Here is a 16,314-nt window from a genome sequence, read left to right as displayed (position 1 = left end):
GCCGGGCAAGTCCAACCGTTAGCGGTTGGTTGCCAGCGTATCTTTTTCTTCCTGTGTGCCCTCTTGCGATTGTTGTTGCTGCGCTATTGTAACACTGGCACCTACGAAATCGCGGAAGAGAGGATGTGGCCGTGTGGGTCGGCTCTTAAACTCTGGATGAAACTGGGAGGCGACGAACCAGGGATGATCCTTAACCTCAATAATTTCAACCAGGCTGTTATCGGCTGAGCGACCACTGACGACGAGTCCGTGTGCCTCCATGCGTTTGCGATACTCGCTATTGAACTCATAGCGATGGCGATGGCGCTCGAAGACGATAGGCTCATTATAGGCGGCGTAGGCCTTCGTATCCCTGGTGAGGCAGCAGACCCAGTTGCCCAGGCGCATCGTGCCACCCTTATCCGCCACCTGGCGCTGGGTAAGCATCAGGTCGATGACAGGGTTGGGCGTCTGGGGATCGAACTCGGAGCTATTGGCCTCTTTAAGTCCAAGCACATTGCGTGCGAACTCGACGACCGCGACCTGCATACCCAGGCAGAGACCCAGGTAGGGGATATTGTTGCGTCGCGCGAAGCTGGCGGCCTTGATCTTGCCTTCGATGCCGCGATGGCCGAAGCCACCAGGAACAACGATACCAGAGAGACCCTCCAGGACCTCGGCCTCATTCATCTTCTCAAGCGCCTCGGAGTTAATCCACTTGATGCGCACGTCGACATCATGGAACCAGCCAGCATGGTGTAGCGATTCCGCCACCGACATATAGGCGTCATGCAGCTCGACATATTTGCCGACGAGGCCGATGGTAACCTCCGGGCGTGGACTCTTGATCTTTGCCACGAGCTTCTTCCACTCGTCCCATTTGGTATCTGGGGCTTGTTGGGGGAGGCCCAGTTCCTGCACCAGGTACTCACCCAGACCAGCCTCTTCGAGGACCAGGGGAACTTCATAGATGGTATCCGCGGTAAGCAGAGGAATGACCGCGCGCGCCTCAATGTTACAGAAGAGCGCGATCTTCTCGCGTAGCTCGTCGCTGACCTCGTGGTCGGAGCGGCAGAGGATTACATCGGGCTGAATGCCGACGCGCAGCAACTCTTTTACGCTATGCTGTGTTGGCTTGGTTTTCAGCTCTTTCGAGGCACCCAGGTAAGGGAGCAGCGTCACGTGCAGATAGAGCACATCGCGACGACCGACATCCTTACGCATCTGGCGAATGGCCTCCAGGAAGGGCTCGCCCTCGATATCACCGACTGTACCGCCGACCTCAACAATGACAACATCTGCATCAGAATGGCGCGCAACCGCGTGCATCCTGGCTTTGATCTCATTTGTGATATGGGGGATAACCTGAATCGTGCCGCCGAGATATTCTCCGCGTCGCTCTTTGGCGATAACAGAGGCATAGACCTGCCCGGTCGTGATGTTATTGGCCTGGTATACGGGCTCGTCGGTAAAGCGCTCGTAGTGTCCCAGGTCCAGATCTGTCTCGGCACCATCATCGGTGACGAAGACCTCGCCATGTTGATATGGTGACATCGTGCCAGGATCAACGTTGATATAGGGGTCCAGCTTCATGAGCGAGACAGAGACTCCGCGATTCTTAAGAAGACGGCCCAGAGAGGCAACGCTGATGCCCTTACCTACCGATGAAGCCACCCCACCTGTAACAAAGATAAATTTTGACATGCAAAAAACCTCCTCAAGCCGGAGCCTTTCCGTTTATGCAAATGAAACGATTACGTTGCAGCCTGCAACTTGCTGACGAAAGACGATGTACAAACTAAGATTGCGCGAAGCTAGGATCGTGGCGTGAGCAGTACGATCTGCGTTTCTACTGGAAGTGTGCCTGGTGTAACAACAAACTTTGGTTGTGGTGCCGGTGGCTCAACACCCATCTCTCGGCAGAATTTATTGAGGGCGCCGGCGCTTTCTTCTAAGGCAGAGTTGTAGTGCATCGGAATGACGATGCGAGGTTCTACTTGGCTGATGACTTCCGCGGCCTGCGTTGCATGAATAGTGCTTTGTCCACCAATGGGAATCAATAAGATATCAGCATCGGCGACTTCCTCGAGTTGCTCTTCTTGCAGGGTATGTCCCAGGTCGCCCAGGTGGCAGATTACCAGGCCATCCATGTGGATCACGTAGATGGTGTTGCGCCCGCGCTCCTGTCCCCGTTTATTATCATGATAGGAGGCAATGCCCGTAATCAGCACATCGCTCACCTCATATTCACCAGGACTGCGTACAACACGAGGATTACCACCGATGGCGGCGCTATTGTTATGTCCGGGATGATCATGACTGATGGTGACGATGGAGGCACTGATCTTACCCAGCGAGGAGCCTTGCTGAGGAGTGAACGGGTCTGTTACGAGTGTAACTTGCTTGCCACGAAGTTGGAAGCAAGCGTGACCGAGCCAGGTTATTTCCATAAGCTTTTGCTTTTTCGCTTTTCTACATAAGATCGGGCGGGGACCAAATGTCCTCGCCCGGATTGTATTGTACCATATAGATAGGTCACCTACAAGGGCATAGCCTGTTTTGCCAACAGGCCTGAATGGTGTATGTAATGTGCTAGTCTCCATCATCGACAACAGCTCAACGCTCTTTAATGGAGCAATTACCAAATTGTAGGGTCCAAGCTGGCTTGGACTCCGAGCGAAGCGATTCCACCACCACACGAGGTGGCTTCTCATGCTGGTCCCTACCGCTTGGGAACGCGCCTCGCGCGATAACTTCTTGCTTGCTGGCGTAGAGCTGGGGCAGATCTATGTCGGGGTTCTTGCTGGAATGTACAGCCTGCCAGATATGGTGTTCCCGGTGGTAGAGATAATCCAGGTAGCCTTGTAGGCGCGCATAGCTCTCAAGCACGACCGCCCCTAATGTCCAGAGAACCCTGCGTGGCGTGCCAAGCGCATACCTGTGTGTGGCAAGCAACTGGCGTATTATGGGGAGCGCGCGCATAGTTGAGGCCTCGTAGCGTTGCTGCTCTTTGACCTGCAAATGGCCGGCATAGATCCGCCGTCGCTGGTGGAGAAAGTCTTTAATCGTGAGTGGACCTTTGTTATAGACTACGCAGTACGGCTCGTAGTAGAGTTGATAGCCAAGCTGCGAGATCAGGGCCTGGAGCGAGATCTCATCGACGGCGCTCCTGATGGGGATGCCTGCGACCACATTCCGAAAGGCTACGATCTCTCCTAACTTGGGTGCCTGCTCCGCCAGGCGGTCGTGCAGGTGCCAGAGCAAATGGACGACGTGCCCCATGAATGTGTGTGGGTTATTGACCGGTATCGGTCTGCCCCCAACCATGCCGATATGTGTATCTAGCAACGGTGCGCAGAGATGCTCCAGCGCTTCGGGAGCAGGAATGATATCGCCTCCCAGTAAGACGACGATCTCGCTTTCGACGTGCGCAAGGAATAAGTTGATTGCTGAGGCCTTCCCCTCGCGCTGTTCCTGGATATAGAGTTTCACTCGTGACTCATGCGCGGCAAAGTCGCGCACGATGGGAATCGTACGATCTGTGCAACCGCTCGCGACGATGATGATTTCGTGGATATCGAGCGTGGTGCTCTGTTGTGCGAGCACGGCCTGGAGTGTGCGCGCGATATTCGCCTCTTCATTGTAAGCCATAATGCCGACGCTACAGCGTAGGCGCTGAGGCTGCCGGACGCTGCTTGTCTGATAGGGTTCAGATCTATGTAGATGTGCTTCCGCGATAGGTATCGCCATAACCCATAGTCCTGCCATTCTAGATCTACTCAAAAGTACTCACGCACTCTCAAATAGATTCAATTGCTGCACTTGCCCCTCACAGGAAGCCCCCATGACTTCGACACCGCTTTGGGTCGCATGCAGCACACCGCACCTTTCGGTGTGTGGCGCTCGCCGCGCAAAGAACCTCGTCAGGATATTGTGTGCGCTGTTTTCATCGCGGTCCATGACGAGTCCACATTCCACGCAACCGTACGTTCTCTTCCACAGGGGCATGGCTTGCAGATTCCCACAGCCACTACACTGCTTGGAGGTGTTGCGCTCATCTAAGAAATGGAGCTCTTTCCCATACAACTGGCATTTGTAGGTGAGCATCTGGACAAAGGCATACAAGCCCCAGTCATTGAATACCGCTCGGTTGAGCTGTTTGTTGCGCTCCTGATGCTCTTTCATGACCATTTGTCTCTGGGAAAGATCGCCCACGACGACAGTTCTCTCAACCACTCGCCGGGCAATGAGATGGGATGCCTTATGCAAGCTATCCCGTTGTTTGTTGCGTTTCTTCTGGGAAACGCGCTTGTAGACCTTGCTTAAGTGAAGGTAACGACGTGATTTTTTCTTGCACTTATCACGCTTGGAGCGGATTTTATCGAGTTGTTTATTGTACCAACGTGCCCCTTTGAAGCCGCCAATAGTATAGACTCCGCCTTGCTCGTTGACGCCTGTTGCCAGGGTCTTGATGCCGAGGTCAAAGGCAACCGTTCCATCCGTTTCACACGGTTTCTCGTTACGCTCTCTGGTAAAAGAGGCAAAGTAGTTGCCTCTGCCATCGCGACTAATCGCAACCTCTTTGAAACCCTCTGGTGGCGCTTCTGTCAGGCGTGCAACGATGTTGGGATACTGTTTGTTTTTGCCCTTGCCCCCGGTGGGCAACATCAGTTTCTCCCCTTCAATTTCAAGGTACATCGCAGGATAGCAGAGCGTGAAAAAGCAGTGACGAGGGCGCACTCTTGGGAATCCAGGCGTTTCACCTGCTTTCACCCGACGAAAAAAGGCTTTCATGGCTCCATCAAGACGATAGTAGACTTCTGCCAGCAACTTTCCATAGACCTGATTGAGTTCAGGATCATGAGCACGACTCTCAGCCAGCGTCTTCTTGCATTCGTTGAAGCGCCATTTCTCCCCGTTTTGTAGTCGCATCACCCACCAATTGTAAAGTCCTCTGCATTTTCCTTGCATGAACTCAAGGGTGGCGGCGTCTTGCTCAGAGAGCTCAATGCGAATCTTTTTGCAAAGCAGCATCTTTAATCGCTTTCTTGTAGGAGCGCAGCCCAGGAAGTCGAGCAGAAAACACGGTGACGATAGCGATGAGATCGCGCACCAGTTCTTGCTCTGGAGAAAGATTCTCGCCATTGATGACAATGAGTTCGGTATGGTGCCGCTCGCAAAAGGCTTCAAAGTATTCGTAGCCAAAGCGAACCAACCGATCCCGATGAGCAAGAACAATCCGCCGGACCTGACCAAGTTCAACCAACTCCTTCCACTTATCGGAAGAGCGCGCATAGCTCTCCGACTTCCCCCCTTTGTTACCGAGACAAGTATACTGCACATTGCATGCTAACAAAGCCTTTTATAGTACCCCTGGCGCTATTTATGAACAACATGTAATTGTATAGTTCTATGTGAAAGGGCTATTGGCACGGCTGCCGGGCAATCTGCCCGGCAGCCGTGCCAATAGCCCTTTCTTGCATCTCGACTGAAGGCTGGAAGTATGGTATAATCACCTCCACCGAGGACGTTTTTTCCTTCTCGGTTGCTTTGATCTTCAATCGTACCTGTGTTGGTAAAAAGCGCCTGTTTTGAGCCAGCCCATACGAAAGAGAGGAATACTCTTGTTACAGCAGTGGCTTCCTGCGATTCGCATTGTTCAGATCATCCTCTGCTTTGCCGTGATCGTCTTTATCCTTTTGCAGGCACGTGGTGCTGGTCTGGGCAGCGCCTTTGGTGGCAGCAGCGCTGGCTCAGTCTTTAAGACGCGCCGTGGAGTAGAGCGCCTGATCTTCAATCTCACGATTATTTTCGTGGTGTTGTTCGCGCTAATTTCCATTCTCAGTGCTGCCCTTATTCGGTAACGCCTTTACCCACATGTATAGGGTGCGCCAGCAGAGGATTGGGAACCCTGGCTCTCGACGTATACTGCCTCCAGTATGGGTCAGGGGTTTGTATATCCTCTGCCTGGCGATGCTATTCCTGGCTGGTTGTTCTTCTCCCTTAACAGGACAGGAACATAATGGCAAGCTGGCGATCCAGGCAGCGCCGCAGGCGCGTATGACCTATGTCGCGATTGGGGCCTCCGATACCTATGGCACTGGCAGCAAAAATCCCCGCACCGAGAGCTGGCCAGCCGTTCTCTCACGCATGCTTGCTCATAACGGAGATGGCAAGATGCAGGAACAGAGCCTGGGACAGAATACTGTCCGACTGATCAACCTTGGCATTCCAGGTATGGACGCTCATGATGCGCTTGGCGTTGAGCTACCAGTCGCCATCGATGCCCATCCCAACTTGATTACTGTCTGGTTGGCGGTTAATGACCTGGTCGATAATGTGCCTCCCTCTAGCTATGCCCAGGACCTTGAGCACCTGCTGCAAGATTTACAGACTAAGCTTCCGCATGTGCGGATTGTCATCGCAAACGTCCCCGATTTAACTCTTCTTCCTCGTTTCAATTCGACCGATACCACACAACTCGCGCGTTCAGTTGCTAGCTATAATGCTGTTATACAGTCTGTTGTAGATCGTCACCATGTAGTGCTGATTGACCTTTTCCAGGCCTGGCAGGAACTAACCTCGCATCCAGAGTTTATTAGCGATGACGGTTTTCATCCAAGTGCTGCGGGGTACGCGCGTCTAGCTCAGCTGTTCTACCAGGGCATGAAACAACACAGGATCATATGACAGCTCTGTTTGGTATTCCAATGGATCGCTTTGCGCTGGCTCTGATGATCATCACAGGGGTGATCGTTGTCGTCGTGCTGCTTCTGGCGCTGACCAACATGCTCTTCTTTAAGATTGGTGTGCGCAATATCCCACGACGGCGTTCACAGATGTTCCTGATCATTGGCGCTTTGATGCTTTCAACTACCCTCCTCTCCAGCGTGTTAACGACTGGCGATGTCTTAACCTCAACTGTGCAGACGGTGGCGGTCTTCAATTGGGGCAACGTAGATGAGCTCGTCGAAGGCGGCTCGGGTACTCTGGGCGTGTACTCGGAGCGTATCTACCAGCGCTTGCAGACGAGAGCGCAGCAGGAGCCCGATATTACGGCTCTGGGCGCGGCATTACGCATGCAGAATATTCTTATCGCCGATGAAACCTCGCGCCAGGTTCGCTCCAAGGTTACGGCTTTGGGGATCGTTCCCGATAGCGAACTGGGCTTTGGTGGCATGACTGACCAGGGAACCAGGCAGCATCGCACTATTCGCGAACTGGGGAAGAACGAGGTCTATCTCAATATCACTACGGCCCAGTTCCTCAATGCCAGCAGCGGCGACACGCTCTATCTCTACTCCCAGGACTGGCCTGGTAAGCGCTTCCAGGTGCGTGTCGCGGGGATCGTCAGCAACGATGGCCTGGTGGGAGATAACCCCTTTCTCCTGGCGAATGTACAGATCGTGCGCGGCTTCCAGGATCTCGACGAACCCGTGATCAATCAAATTTTCGTGCGCAACCGCAGCGGGGCAGAGCCTGTTGGGACCTCGCTCTCCGACGTAGTTTCGGACAAGCTTGAGCGCATGACCCCACGCTCAGTCCACGTGATTCAGGTCAAACAGCAGGGGGTGGAGAATACGCAGAAGGCGGAGGATATCTTTTCGCGGATCTTTGCCCTCTTCACCCTGTTTGCCCTGGCGATTGGCCTGCTGCTGATCCTGCTTATCTTTGTGTTGCTCGCGGCAGAACGGCGCAAGGAGATGGGCATGGCGCGCGCTATTGGCGTGCAAAGGCATCACCTGGTCTTGATGTTTCTCTTTGAGGGCGCGGTCTATGACCTGCTGGCCTCCTTCGTTGGCCTGCTCTTTGGCGTTGGTGGTGGCGCGGCGCTGATCTGGTTCTTACGCCCATTGATGGCGCGTTTTAACTTTCCGCTCAAATTTAGTGTGCAGCCACGTAGCTTTATTATTGCCTATTGCCTGGGAGTCATATTTACCTTCTGCTCGGTTGTTTTTTCCTCCTGGCTGGTGAGCCGGATGAATGTCATCGAGGCCCTGCGAGATCTGCCCGAGTCTGGAAAACAGGTGTCGTTGCGTGAGTCATTGCAGCGCGCCTGGCAGATGTTGCGCCTGCTGGTGCGCTCTGGAGAGACATCTATTGGCAGCAAACCCACATCACGGAGGCGGCAGGCGCGGCGCATGACACTTGAGGTTTTGCCCGAGGCGGCTGGTGGGCTGGCGATACTCCTGGTGGAGATTGGCCTGGTGCCGCTGGTGCTTGGTTGGTGGCTATTTCGCTTAGGGCTACAGCAACAACAGGTGTTGTCCTTCTCTTGCGGCATATCGCTGCTTGTGGTGGGTATTGGACTGGGGATGCGCAGGCTGGTAACATGGTTGTTAGATATCTTCAACTGGCGAGTGTGGAGGCGCGAGAACTACGCGGCCTCGCGCCGGATTTCTGGTGGCCTCTTTGCCGCGCTGGCGGGCTTGCTGCTCCTGGGATATTGGGCGTTGCCCTTTGATATTCTGGCCATCCTGGGCTTTCATCGCTTTCAGGGAGGCATTGAGATCTTCTTTGTCGCGGGTATTATGATGGTGCTGGGGGCGACCTGGGCGCTGATCGCCAATGCGGGTTTGCTTATCGCGCCGTTGTTGCGTATGTGGACGATTGTTCCACGTCTCTACGCCACGATGAGCCTGGCTGCGGCCTACCCGCTACACCGTCGCTTCCGTATGGGCCTGAGCGTGGTCATGTTTAGCCTGGTTGTGTTCGCCATGACCGTGATGGCTGTGATTACGAACTCCGTGCAGAACAGTTACGCCGATATCGATCAACAGACGGGCGGGTATGATATTCAAGCGACCGCCTATTTTAAGTCGTTGCCGGACCTCTCGACATCGCTTGCCGCGCATGGTTTTGCCACCTCTCAATTCTCTGCTATCGGAATGCGGAGCGCGACGGAGGTTGGCGTAATGCAGTTGAGCGCGAATGCTCCCCGCTGGAGCATCTATCCAGCACAGCTTGTCGATGGCGGCTTCTTGCAGGGCTATGGTTTGCATCTCTCCGCGCGGGCGAAGGGATTTGAGAACGACGCAGCCATCTGGGCCGCGCTACAACAGCATCCTGACTATGCCTTGATTGATAGCAGCGCCCTGCCATATCGCTCACCTTTTCCAGTCTATGATCCATCGGTGCCAGCTCCCAGCGAGTACACTGTTCCCGCCACACCACCCAATATTGATCCACAGACCGCTTTCTCGCTCAGTGGTGTTGCGCAAGGAGACAGGAGCTTTTCCGCAGTTCCACTCTGGCTGGTCGGTCCAAGCACCAAAGAGGCGATGAAGGTAACAGTCATCGGGGTTGTAGATAACAGTGACGCCTCTCATTTTGGCCTCTATGTTCCCCGTTCCGCCGCCAGCGTTCGGGCCTTGACGGGTGCCTCATTTACCAGTGCCCAACCCCAGTTGCAGACCTACTATTTTAAGGTCGCGCCCGGCCAGGATAAGCGGGCGCTGGCACTGGCGCTGGGTTCAGCCTACCTCGATTATGGGCTGGAAACAACCGTACTCGAAGATGTAATCTGGCAGCTACGTGGCCCGCGAATATTGTTGAGTAATGTCTTGATTGGCGTTGTAGGAGTGACGCTCTTACTGGGAGTGGCCGCGCTGGCCATTACGGGAACGCGCGCCGTTATTGAGCGTCGTCAACAGATTGGTATGTTGCGCGCGCTTGGGTGTAGCAGGAGCATGGTGCGCTGGGCCTTTCTGCTGGAGTCATTCTTAGTGGGTGCCTTTGGCAGCGTTCTGGGTATTGGTTTAGGGATTATCTTATCACGCAACATCTTTGCCGCTAACTTCTTTGAGCAGTATCAGACCGGGTTGACCTTTACGATTCCCTGGTACTACCTGGCCGCCATTGCCGGGATCGCGCTGTTGGCCTCCTTCCTGGGAGCCTTGCTCCCGGCCTGGCAGGCTGGCCGAATTGCGCCAGCGGAGGCGCTGCGCTATCAGTAAGGCGCTGCCTTCAGGCTCCTTCATAGGCTAGCAGAAGTACTAGTGTTCTAGCTTTCTGCTGTATCTATTTGCGCTTTTTTGTTATTAATAATATAGTAGTGGCCAATGGATCGTTTGTAATTGTTTATGCGCAAAATTGTCACAATCAGCATCTTTTTTGTGCTTGCTCACAGGTTCAAGGGTGGGTACGTACTGATGTTTGGAAGCTCCTGGCATGGGACATCTAGGGCATAATAAGCCAGGCGTGCAACGTTTCGCGGTGGTATGCGTCTTATAGATTGATAGGCAAGAAATTTCACCCTATAGCGAAGGCTCTCAGAAATGGGAGTGTGTTTTTGTACATTGTTTGTGGGGAAAGCATGCCTGGTAGCGGGCGAAGCGCCTGGCTACCGGTATACCCAGGATGCAGTAAACGTTGAAATACTGCGTATCCGAAGGGTGATTATGCCCGGCGGGTTCCTACGAAAGCGGAAGCCTTATGCACCTTACTCAAGAGGTCGGTATGGTTGTACAAAGATATGGGCGTTTCCTGTTACATGAGGTGTTGGTGAGCAAGGGAGAGCGTCTGCGCCATACCGCTTTATTGCAAATTACGGTATCTCAGGATTCTGGGAATGATATTGTCATTGCCTACTTGCCGACGCGTTTTGGTTCGCTGGCATCGGTCAAAGAGCGCACACATATCTGGCTAATGGAGCAGGCATGCCAGATTGAGAAGACGAGGCGCTGGCTCAGGGAGACCTGCGATCCTGAAGTAAAAGCCAAGTTTCAAGCGCTTCTAGATATTTGGGAGCCATGCTATCGTGAAGTATCGCTGGCTCTGGCTGAGTTAGATAACATGACCCTGGCGAGCGATAATTAAAGCGTATAGCTCGCCAGGCTATTGCATAGCCGCCGGTGGCTCTTGCTCTGGATACTGCGTTGATGGCTGCTCGTATTCCCAGGGTGAGGGCCTGTTCTGTGAATAGAGCGGTGCTGAATCCACCGGAGGCGTGTCCAACCCCTGGTAGCCTCGTTCGTAGCGCGATGCTTGTTCATGTACCTGCGGTGAGGCTGACATGGGTTTGCTGACATAGATAACCGTAGTCGGTTTGCGTAGATGAAGCCAATCATTTTTCCAGGCTGTGTAGAGAAGGAAGAAGAAGCCCACGACAGCGAGCGCGATGAGCCACTGGCGGAAGATCCAGTAGGCCCCCCAGAAACAGATCCACCATGTCCACCAGTTCGTCTGTCTAGAAGAATGTGTTTGACAACTACGCTGTTTGTGCTTCGCCGTAGATCGCATGTTGCCAGGCCTTCCTGAGTATGGAGGGTCATATGCCCTGTGGTGCTCTGCTACAAACTCCTTACACATGTATTCTTTCTTCTCTATTGTACCATACGTCATTGCCGGGAAAACGCCGCCGGAGAGATCACTACGCTCGCAATCCATGCCAGCATGGACCCTACATATTACCAGTCAAGAGCATGATCAGGTCGCGGTGTGCAGCGTCTTCCATAGAATGAAGCCTGTGCCGAGCAGTAATAGGATGGTCAGGGGCCAGGGCCATGCCCAGCCTATGCCCAGACCCTCGTATGGTAGGAAGGCCAGGCAGGAGGGAAGAATGATTAAAGCCAGGAGCAGGAGGATGCTCAACCAGCGTGTCTGTTCTCTCCAGAGGAGGCTGCCGACCGGAGGCGCCAGTTCTGGAAAGAGGGTCAGGTGGGCCGTGGAGGTGAGCAAGAGGGGGACCGCAAGCTGAACCCAGGAGAAAGGGATAGTCAGCGAAAACCAGAGCAGGTGTTCTAGCAGGGCTGTAAAGCACCAGCCGCAGAGAAAAATACTGGTATAACAGAGCCAGCGCCCGCGCCTGGAAGGCTTGTGAGCAAGCGGCATCTGGGGTAAAGAGGAGGAGGAAGGGATCTTCTGACGTATTATCTGTGGCGGTCTCTGTTCGCTCGATCCTGGTCTCATGGCCTGCTCCTTCTTATTATGCCTATCTATACAGTGCGACCTTACCCTCATCATAGCAAGAGGCATAAAGTTTCATAAAGGGATATGCTCAAGCCCTGGCAGCCTTTAGGCTGCCAGGGCTTGAGCATATCCCTTTATGAAACTTTATGCCTCTCTATGCGACTTTAAGGCCAGTCCAGGAGCCTGTAGCATGCGTTAGCAGTTTATTGGTACCAGGAATATCACAGGTATATGATTGAGAGCCATTGTCAAAGGTGCCTTTTGCCGTGCTGGGTCCATCGAAGTCTCCAGTCAGGTGCAGGGCCGTGTTGGCATTATCAAGCGCGCACTTAAAGGTTCGCCCCTGTTCCGTAATTTCGAGGCTATCTTGCAAGAGCTTCTCTGTATAGTCGACCTTACCGCTTTTATAGTTACCATCACATTGGGAAGCAATAGTCTCGCGAGTATTGGCCCCACTAGCAGAGGTGTCGGTCGCGGTATGAGGCTGCCCATCGGCGTACTGTGTGCAGATGCTGCCGCCTGCGGGATCGGGGCGGCCTGTCACGATAAGTGTGGCCTTGCTTGTAAAGGGTTTGCCGCTCTCGCTATCCTGGCCGATGAGCAGAACCTCCAGCTTGAAACTCTGATCATCTGAGGGAGAACCTTTGGGGCCTGGGGTATGGGCCTGCCCTTCAGAGACGACATGAATAGGAATACCATCTTTGGTGGTATATCCGCCGGCATCCTTGGCGGTCAGGGTGTGTTGACCGATGCTCCAGCCCGTATCAATTTTGAGATCGCTAGAGACCTTGCCATCTTTATCACTCAGTACTGGCGGCTGGCCTGCGATAGGATTGCCATCCAGGAGGAAGGTAATGTCTGAGCTATTGGAGAATTGTTGCCCGGTCACATGCAAGCTGGTACTTGTCGAACCTGCGGGTACACTCCCGACTTTATAGCTGCTCGTCACGTTAATGATTGGCTTGGGACGAGTGAGTTGATAGACCGCATAAACTCCTATGCCTCCCAGCAGGAGCACGACGATCAGGAGTCCGATAGTTACCTTGCCTGCGGTTGTACTCAGCCAGGATTTTTTCTGCTGCGGCGGGGGATAGGCGCCCGCGGGATAGGCACCTGGGAAGGCTGGAGGTGTTCCGGCAGGTGGGAGTGGTGGGTATCCCGGTTGTAAAGGCACGCTCTGCTGCTGTTGAAAGGCACCGGGTTGATATGGTGTGGTGGGAGGAGGATATCCACCCGGCTGATAGGGTGTAGCCTGTGGCGCGGGTATGCTCGGTTGCACAGGCGCGGGTGCGGCGGGAGGGTATGCCGCGCCTGGCATAGAAGCGGGTGGCGCGTAGGAACCACCTGGGGCCATTGGTGCTCGTGGAGGCATTTGAGGAGGAGCCGCATATCCTGCTGCTGGAGTAGATGGGGCCGCCGCTTGAGGCCTTTCTGCTTCCACGGGCGCCCCAAAGTGCTCACCGCCACCATAGGCCGTTTTCGCCTCCTCTTGTCTGGCTGGTTGCTGGCCTGGGGCCTCTTGTTCCTTGGCAGGCTGAAACTCCTGAAACGAGAAATCATTGGCGTTATCGCCCGGCTGAGATGCTGCGGAAGTGCTCGCGGCCTGTGGGGGAGTGCCCCGGACCGTCTTAGCATCAGCGAGGGAGCGGTCTTCATTGAACGATGGATTTTCGTTGAAAGACGGAGTTTTATGAGCCAGAGCCGGAGCTTCTACTGGCTGGGGAGGGGAAACAGGTTGCCCGCAGTTGCCACAGAAACGTGCGCCATCTGAGGGGACTTCCGCTCCACAAGCTTGGCAGTGTAGCATGAATGCATCCTCCAATATACCTGGGATGTGCTTTGTGTGTGTTTTTAAGTAGGTGGTGAATAAGTGCGCTCTGGTCCAGAAGAAGGTGTTGAGAGCCTGGACGCTCGTATTGCTAAAGGATAATGTGCAAATATGCTAGGAGTATAGCATATTTATCGGCTTTGCGCACCTTGCTTTTCTCTTCAAACAGGTCTTTCCAGTTCTTGCCTCATCTCGCTACTCTCCCCTCGGGGAAAGAGGTGTTGATGGAAAATGGCTCTGCCATTTTCCATCAACACCTCTTTCCCCGTAGTCTGCCTAACTAAAAACTGGGGCCACCGCCCCATGTGCCGCTCTCTGCTTGCGTTGTGAGACTAATATCATATGGTGTGCAGGTCGCTGTCGTTGCTGGAAAAGTATAAGTGCCACTGAAACGTTGATTGGATCCGTAGGTACCTTCTACTTTCAGGCTCTCATAAGGTGTCTTTGTCTTGCAGGTAAAGGTGACACCCTGCGTGACGAAGGTCGTCTCTTCCTGCTTCATGGTTTCAGTGACTTCGAGTTTGCCGCTTTTGTAGGTACCGCTACAGGTGGTCGCGAACTTAGTCGTATACGGTGTGCCATCGTCGAGTTTGCCTGTATCGGTGACGACATGACCATCGTCACCCTCAAAGCAAGCTAATCCCCCCTGAGGATCGGGTTGACCAGTAACTGTAATGTTGAGATCAGTATTCTTATTTGTTTGCCCACTGATAGTGAATGATTTATTGTCGGCTGGTGCTCCACCGGGTCCTGGCGTACCTGCCTCGCCCTGTTTAACAATGTTAATCGCGACCCCTTTGGCGGTCGTATAGCCGTCACCATCTTTGGCTGTCAGTGTGTGCTTGCCGGTGACCCATTCTTCTTTGACTGTGAGTACAGCATCAGCTTTGCCATCCTTGTCGCTGATGATTTGTGGCTGCTCTGGAAGACGGTATCCATCCATCAGAATAGTGATTGGGGAGCTTTTGGTGAAATCGGAGCCTTTGAAGGTGAGACCAACATTGGTTGAGCCGGTTGGCAAGGCATTGACTTTATAAACACTGTCGATGCTAATGACCGGCTTGGGGCGCGTAATTAAATAGATATAGTAACTCGTTGCGCTGCCACCGATCAGGAGGACCAGGAGAATAGCGGCAATTAAAATTTTGGCGGGCGTACTACTGAACCAGGAGCGTTTGCGCGGGGTTGGCGCGGGAACTGGTGGGTAGTAGGGGCCGTACGGTGAGCTGGCCTGTGGGGGGAAGGCTGAGGGCGCACCCTGGGGACCGTAATAAGGCGCCTGCCCTGGTATGGGAGGGTATATATTCTGCGGCGACGAGACAGAATGTATCGCGGCAGGATCGTAAGCTGCTCCCGGCTGTGGCACAGGTGCCTGTGGGGGGAAGACCCCACTCTGTGGCTGGTAAACAGATGCTAGCGGCCCGTGTTCGGCTGAAGAGGGCATCGCCACGGTTGGTTCATTGGCTGTTATGGCGTTTGCCTCTACGGCACTGTTGGGAATACCCGATGCAAATTGCTCAGATGCGGACTGCGCATTTGTAGCTTCAGGCATATGGACCGCTGGCATGGCATAATGTGAGACTTCTTTGCCCTGATAATGCTCCCCTGAAAGGGCTGTTGCAGCTTCTTTGGCTGGCATGAACTCCTGAAAGGAAAAGGCAGGAACTGGATCTGCATCTATGGGAGTCATAGTACCGCTGGTGGCTGTGGGTGGTATCTGGGATTTGCCACAATTGTCGCAGTACTGAGCGTGCTCTGAGGAGAGGGCAGAGCCGCAGGCATAGCAGTAGTGCATACTGTTTTTTTCCTCAATCCAGGCCGTTCTCATCGGCTGGACGTTTTGCTTCACTCATAACTGGTGCATTAGCGGAGTCAGGGAGAGATATTAGGAAGCTCTCTCTCATTTAAGGAGAGAAGGTATTACATATTCCCTGCGCCCATCAGGGAGATGCAAGGTGCTGTGAGTGAAAAAATAATAATAATATAGAATCAAAAGAGAAAAATATTTACACTCATAAAGATGAGATGTATCGAAGTATAGCATAGAAATATATAGTTTGTATACATATTTATAGAAACTGAAACTGTCTCTATTTAACTCTGCCAATGGACATAATTGGTGGTAAAAGTTGCGTACATCGGCAGAATATAATAGCATAGGACCATGGTATTATTTTATTCAATTGAGGTTTTAGCATGAAGCAACAAGGCATAGGTTTAGGTTTAGGTTTAGGTTTAGATTTAGAGACGATGACGGCGCAGGATGTCGTTGATCGCCAGTTACAGGCGTATAATGCCCATGACCTGGAGGCTTTCCTGGCGTGTTACAGTCCTACTGTAATGGTAGCTTTGCATCCTGGTGGGCAGATACTTGACGAGGGCCTGGAGGCGTTGCGCCTCTCCTATGCCAAGCTCTTTACTGAGTGTCCACATTTGCATGCACATATAACCAGGCGTATTACCTCGGAGAATCTCATCATTGATGAGGAGGAGGTAGAAGGTCTGGTGGATGGCCCCTCTGTCCGCTCCATTGTCATGTATGAGGTCGCAGACGGCCTGATTACGAGAACCTGGTTTGTCGAGTAAATGTTGTGTGA

13 protein-coding genes and 1 pseudogene are annotated in these 16,314 nt (G+C 53.4%); 5 read left to right on the top strand and 9 right to left on the bottom strand.

The window, feature by feature from the left end:
• Nucleotides 1-18: 18 nt before the first annotated feature.
• The 5 genes and pseudogenes from KRAC_RS25035 to KRAC_RS25015 form a co-directional block, all read right to left on the bottom strand.
• Nucleotides 19-1,683, bottom strand: a complete 1,665-nt coding sequence (locus KRAC_RS25035; protein WP_007911971.1) for a CTP synthase — start codon at nt 1,681-1,683, stop codon at nt 19-21.
• A 110-nt stretch (nt 1,684-1,793) separates the two neighbouring features.
• Nucleotides 1,794-2,429, bottom strand: coding sequence for an MBL fold metallo-hydrolase (locus KRAC_RS25030; RefSeq protein ID WP_007911959.1), 636 nt, complete (start codon nt 2,427-2,429; stop codon nt 1,794-1,796).
• Nucleotides 2,430-2,595: 166 nt separating this feature from the next.
• Nucleotides 2,596-3,729: a glycosyltransferase family 2 protein gene (locus tag KRAC_RS25025; protein ID WP_007911957.1), complete on the bottom strand. Its 1,134-nt coding sequence runs from the start codon at nt 3,727-3,729 to the stop codon at nt 2,596-2,598.
• A gap of 39 nt (nt 3,730-3,768) precedes the next feature.
• Nucleotides 3,769-5,013: an RNA-guided endonuclease InsQ/TnpB family protein gene (locus tag KRAC_RS25020; RefSeq protein WP_007911955.1), complete on the bottom strand. Its 1,245-nt coding sequence runs from the start codon at nt 5,011-5,013 to the stop codon at nt 3,769-3,771.
• Nucleotides 4,985-5,248, bottom strand: a pseudogene (locus tag KRAC_RS25015) (IS607 family transposase); the annotation flags it as partial. The gene KRAC_RS25020 and the pseudogene KRAC_RS25015, both read right to left, overlap by 29 nt.
• Nucleotides 5,249-5,603: 355 nt before the next feature.
• Between KRAC_RS25015 and secG the strand changes: the two are divergent.
• From secG to KRAC_RS24995, 4 genes are all read left to right on the top strand, one after another.
• Nucleotides 5,604-5,843, top strand: coding sequence for a preprotein translocase subunit SecG (gene secG, locus KRAC_RS25010; RefSeq protein WP_007911954.1), 240 nt, complete (start codon nt 5,604-5,606; stop codon nt 5,841-5,843).
• 88 nt (nt 5,844-5,931) lie between these two features.
• Nucleotides 5,932-6,669, top strand: coding sequence for an SGNH/GDSL hydrolase family protein (locus KRAC_RS25005; RefSeq protein ID WP_040444109.1), 738 nt, complete (start codon nt 5,932-5,934; stop codon nt 6,667-6,669).
• Nucleotides 6,666-9,935, top strand: a complete 3,270-nt coding sequence (locus KRAC_RS25000; protein ID WP_007911952.1) for an ABC transporter permease — start codon at nt 6,666-6,668, stop codon at nt 9,933-9,935. Before KRAC_RS25005 ends, KRAC_RS25000 begins: the two co-directional genes overlap by 4 nt.
• A 502-nt stretch (nt 9,936-10,437) precedes the next feature.
• A complete protein-coding gene (locus tag KRAC_RS24995) occupies nt 10,438-10,797 on the top strand; it encodes a hypothetical protein (protein WP_007911951.1) in 360 nt (119 codons plus the stop codon).
• An 18-nt stretch (nt 10,798-10,815) separates the two neighbouring features.
• On the opposite strand, the gene KRAC_RS24990 is transcribed toward KRAC_RS24995, so the two are convergent.
• The 4 genes from KRAC_RS24990 to KRAC_RS24975 all read right to left on the bottom strand — a co-directional run bounded on the left by KRAC_RS24990 (nt 10,816) and on the right by KRAC_RS24975 (nt 15,512).
• Nucleotides 10,816-11,220: a hypothetical protein gene (locus KRAC_RS24990; RefSeq protein ID WP_040444107.1), complete on the bottom strand. Its 405-nt coding sequence runs from the start codon at nt 11,218-11,220 to the stop codon at nt 10,816-10,818.
• Between the two features lie 186 nt (nt 11,221-11,406).
• Nucleotides 11,407-11,889: a hypothetical protein gene (locus tag KRAC_RS24985; protein WP_007911949.1), complete on the bottom strand. Its 483-nt coding sequence runs from the start codon at nt 11,887-11,889 to the stop codon at nt 11,407-11,409.
• A 154-nt stretch (nt 11,890-12,043) separates the two neighbouring features.
• The gene (locus KRAC_RS24980; protein ID WP_007911948.1) at nt 12,044-13,696 is read right to left on the bottom strand and encodes a zinc-ribbon domain-containing protein; all 1,653 of its coding nucleotides are present in this window, start codon (nt 13,694-13,696) and stop codon (nt 12,044-12,046) included.
• A 301-nt stretch (nt 13,697-13,997) separates the two neighbouring features.
• Nucleotides 13,998-15,512, bottom strand: a complete 1,515-nt coding sequence (locus KRAC_RS24975) for a hypothetical protein (RefSeq protein ID WP_007911947.1) — start codon at nt 15,510-15,512, stop codon at nt 13,998-14,000.
• Between the two features lie 401 nt (nt 15,513-15,913).
• Here KRAC_RS24975 and KRAC_RS24970 point away from each other — a divergent pair, with 401 nt between their 5' ends.
• Nucleotides 15,914-16,303: a nuclear transport factor 2 family protein gene (locus KRAC_RS24970; protein WP_007911946.1), complete on the top strand. Its 390-nt coding sequence runs from the start codon at nt 15,914-15,916 to the stop codon at nt 16,301-16,303.
• Nucleotides 16,304-16,314 lie beyond the last annotated feature (11 nt).

The organism is Ktedonobacter racemifer DSM 44963 (assembly GCF_000178855.1).
GTDB lineage: Bacteria > Chloroflexota > Ktedonobacteria > Ktedonobacterales > Ktedonobacteraceae > Ktedonobacter > Ktedonobacter racemifer.
Note: the sequence above shows the minus strand (reverse complement) of the source record. Positions and strands in the feature narration are given on the sequence as shown.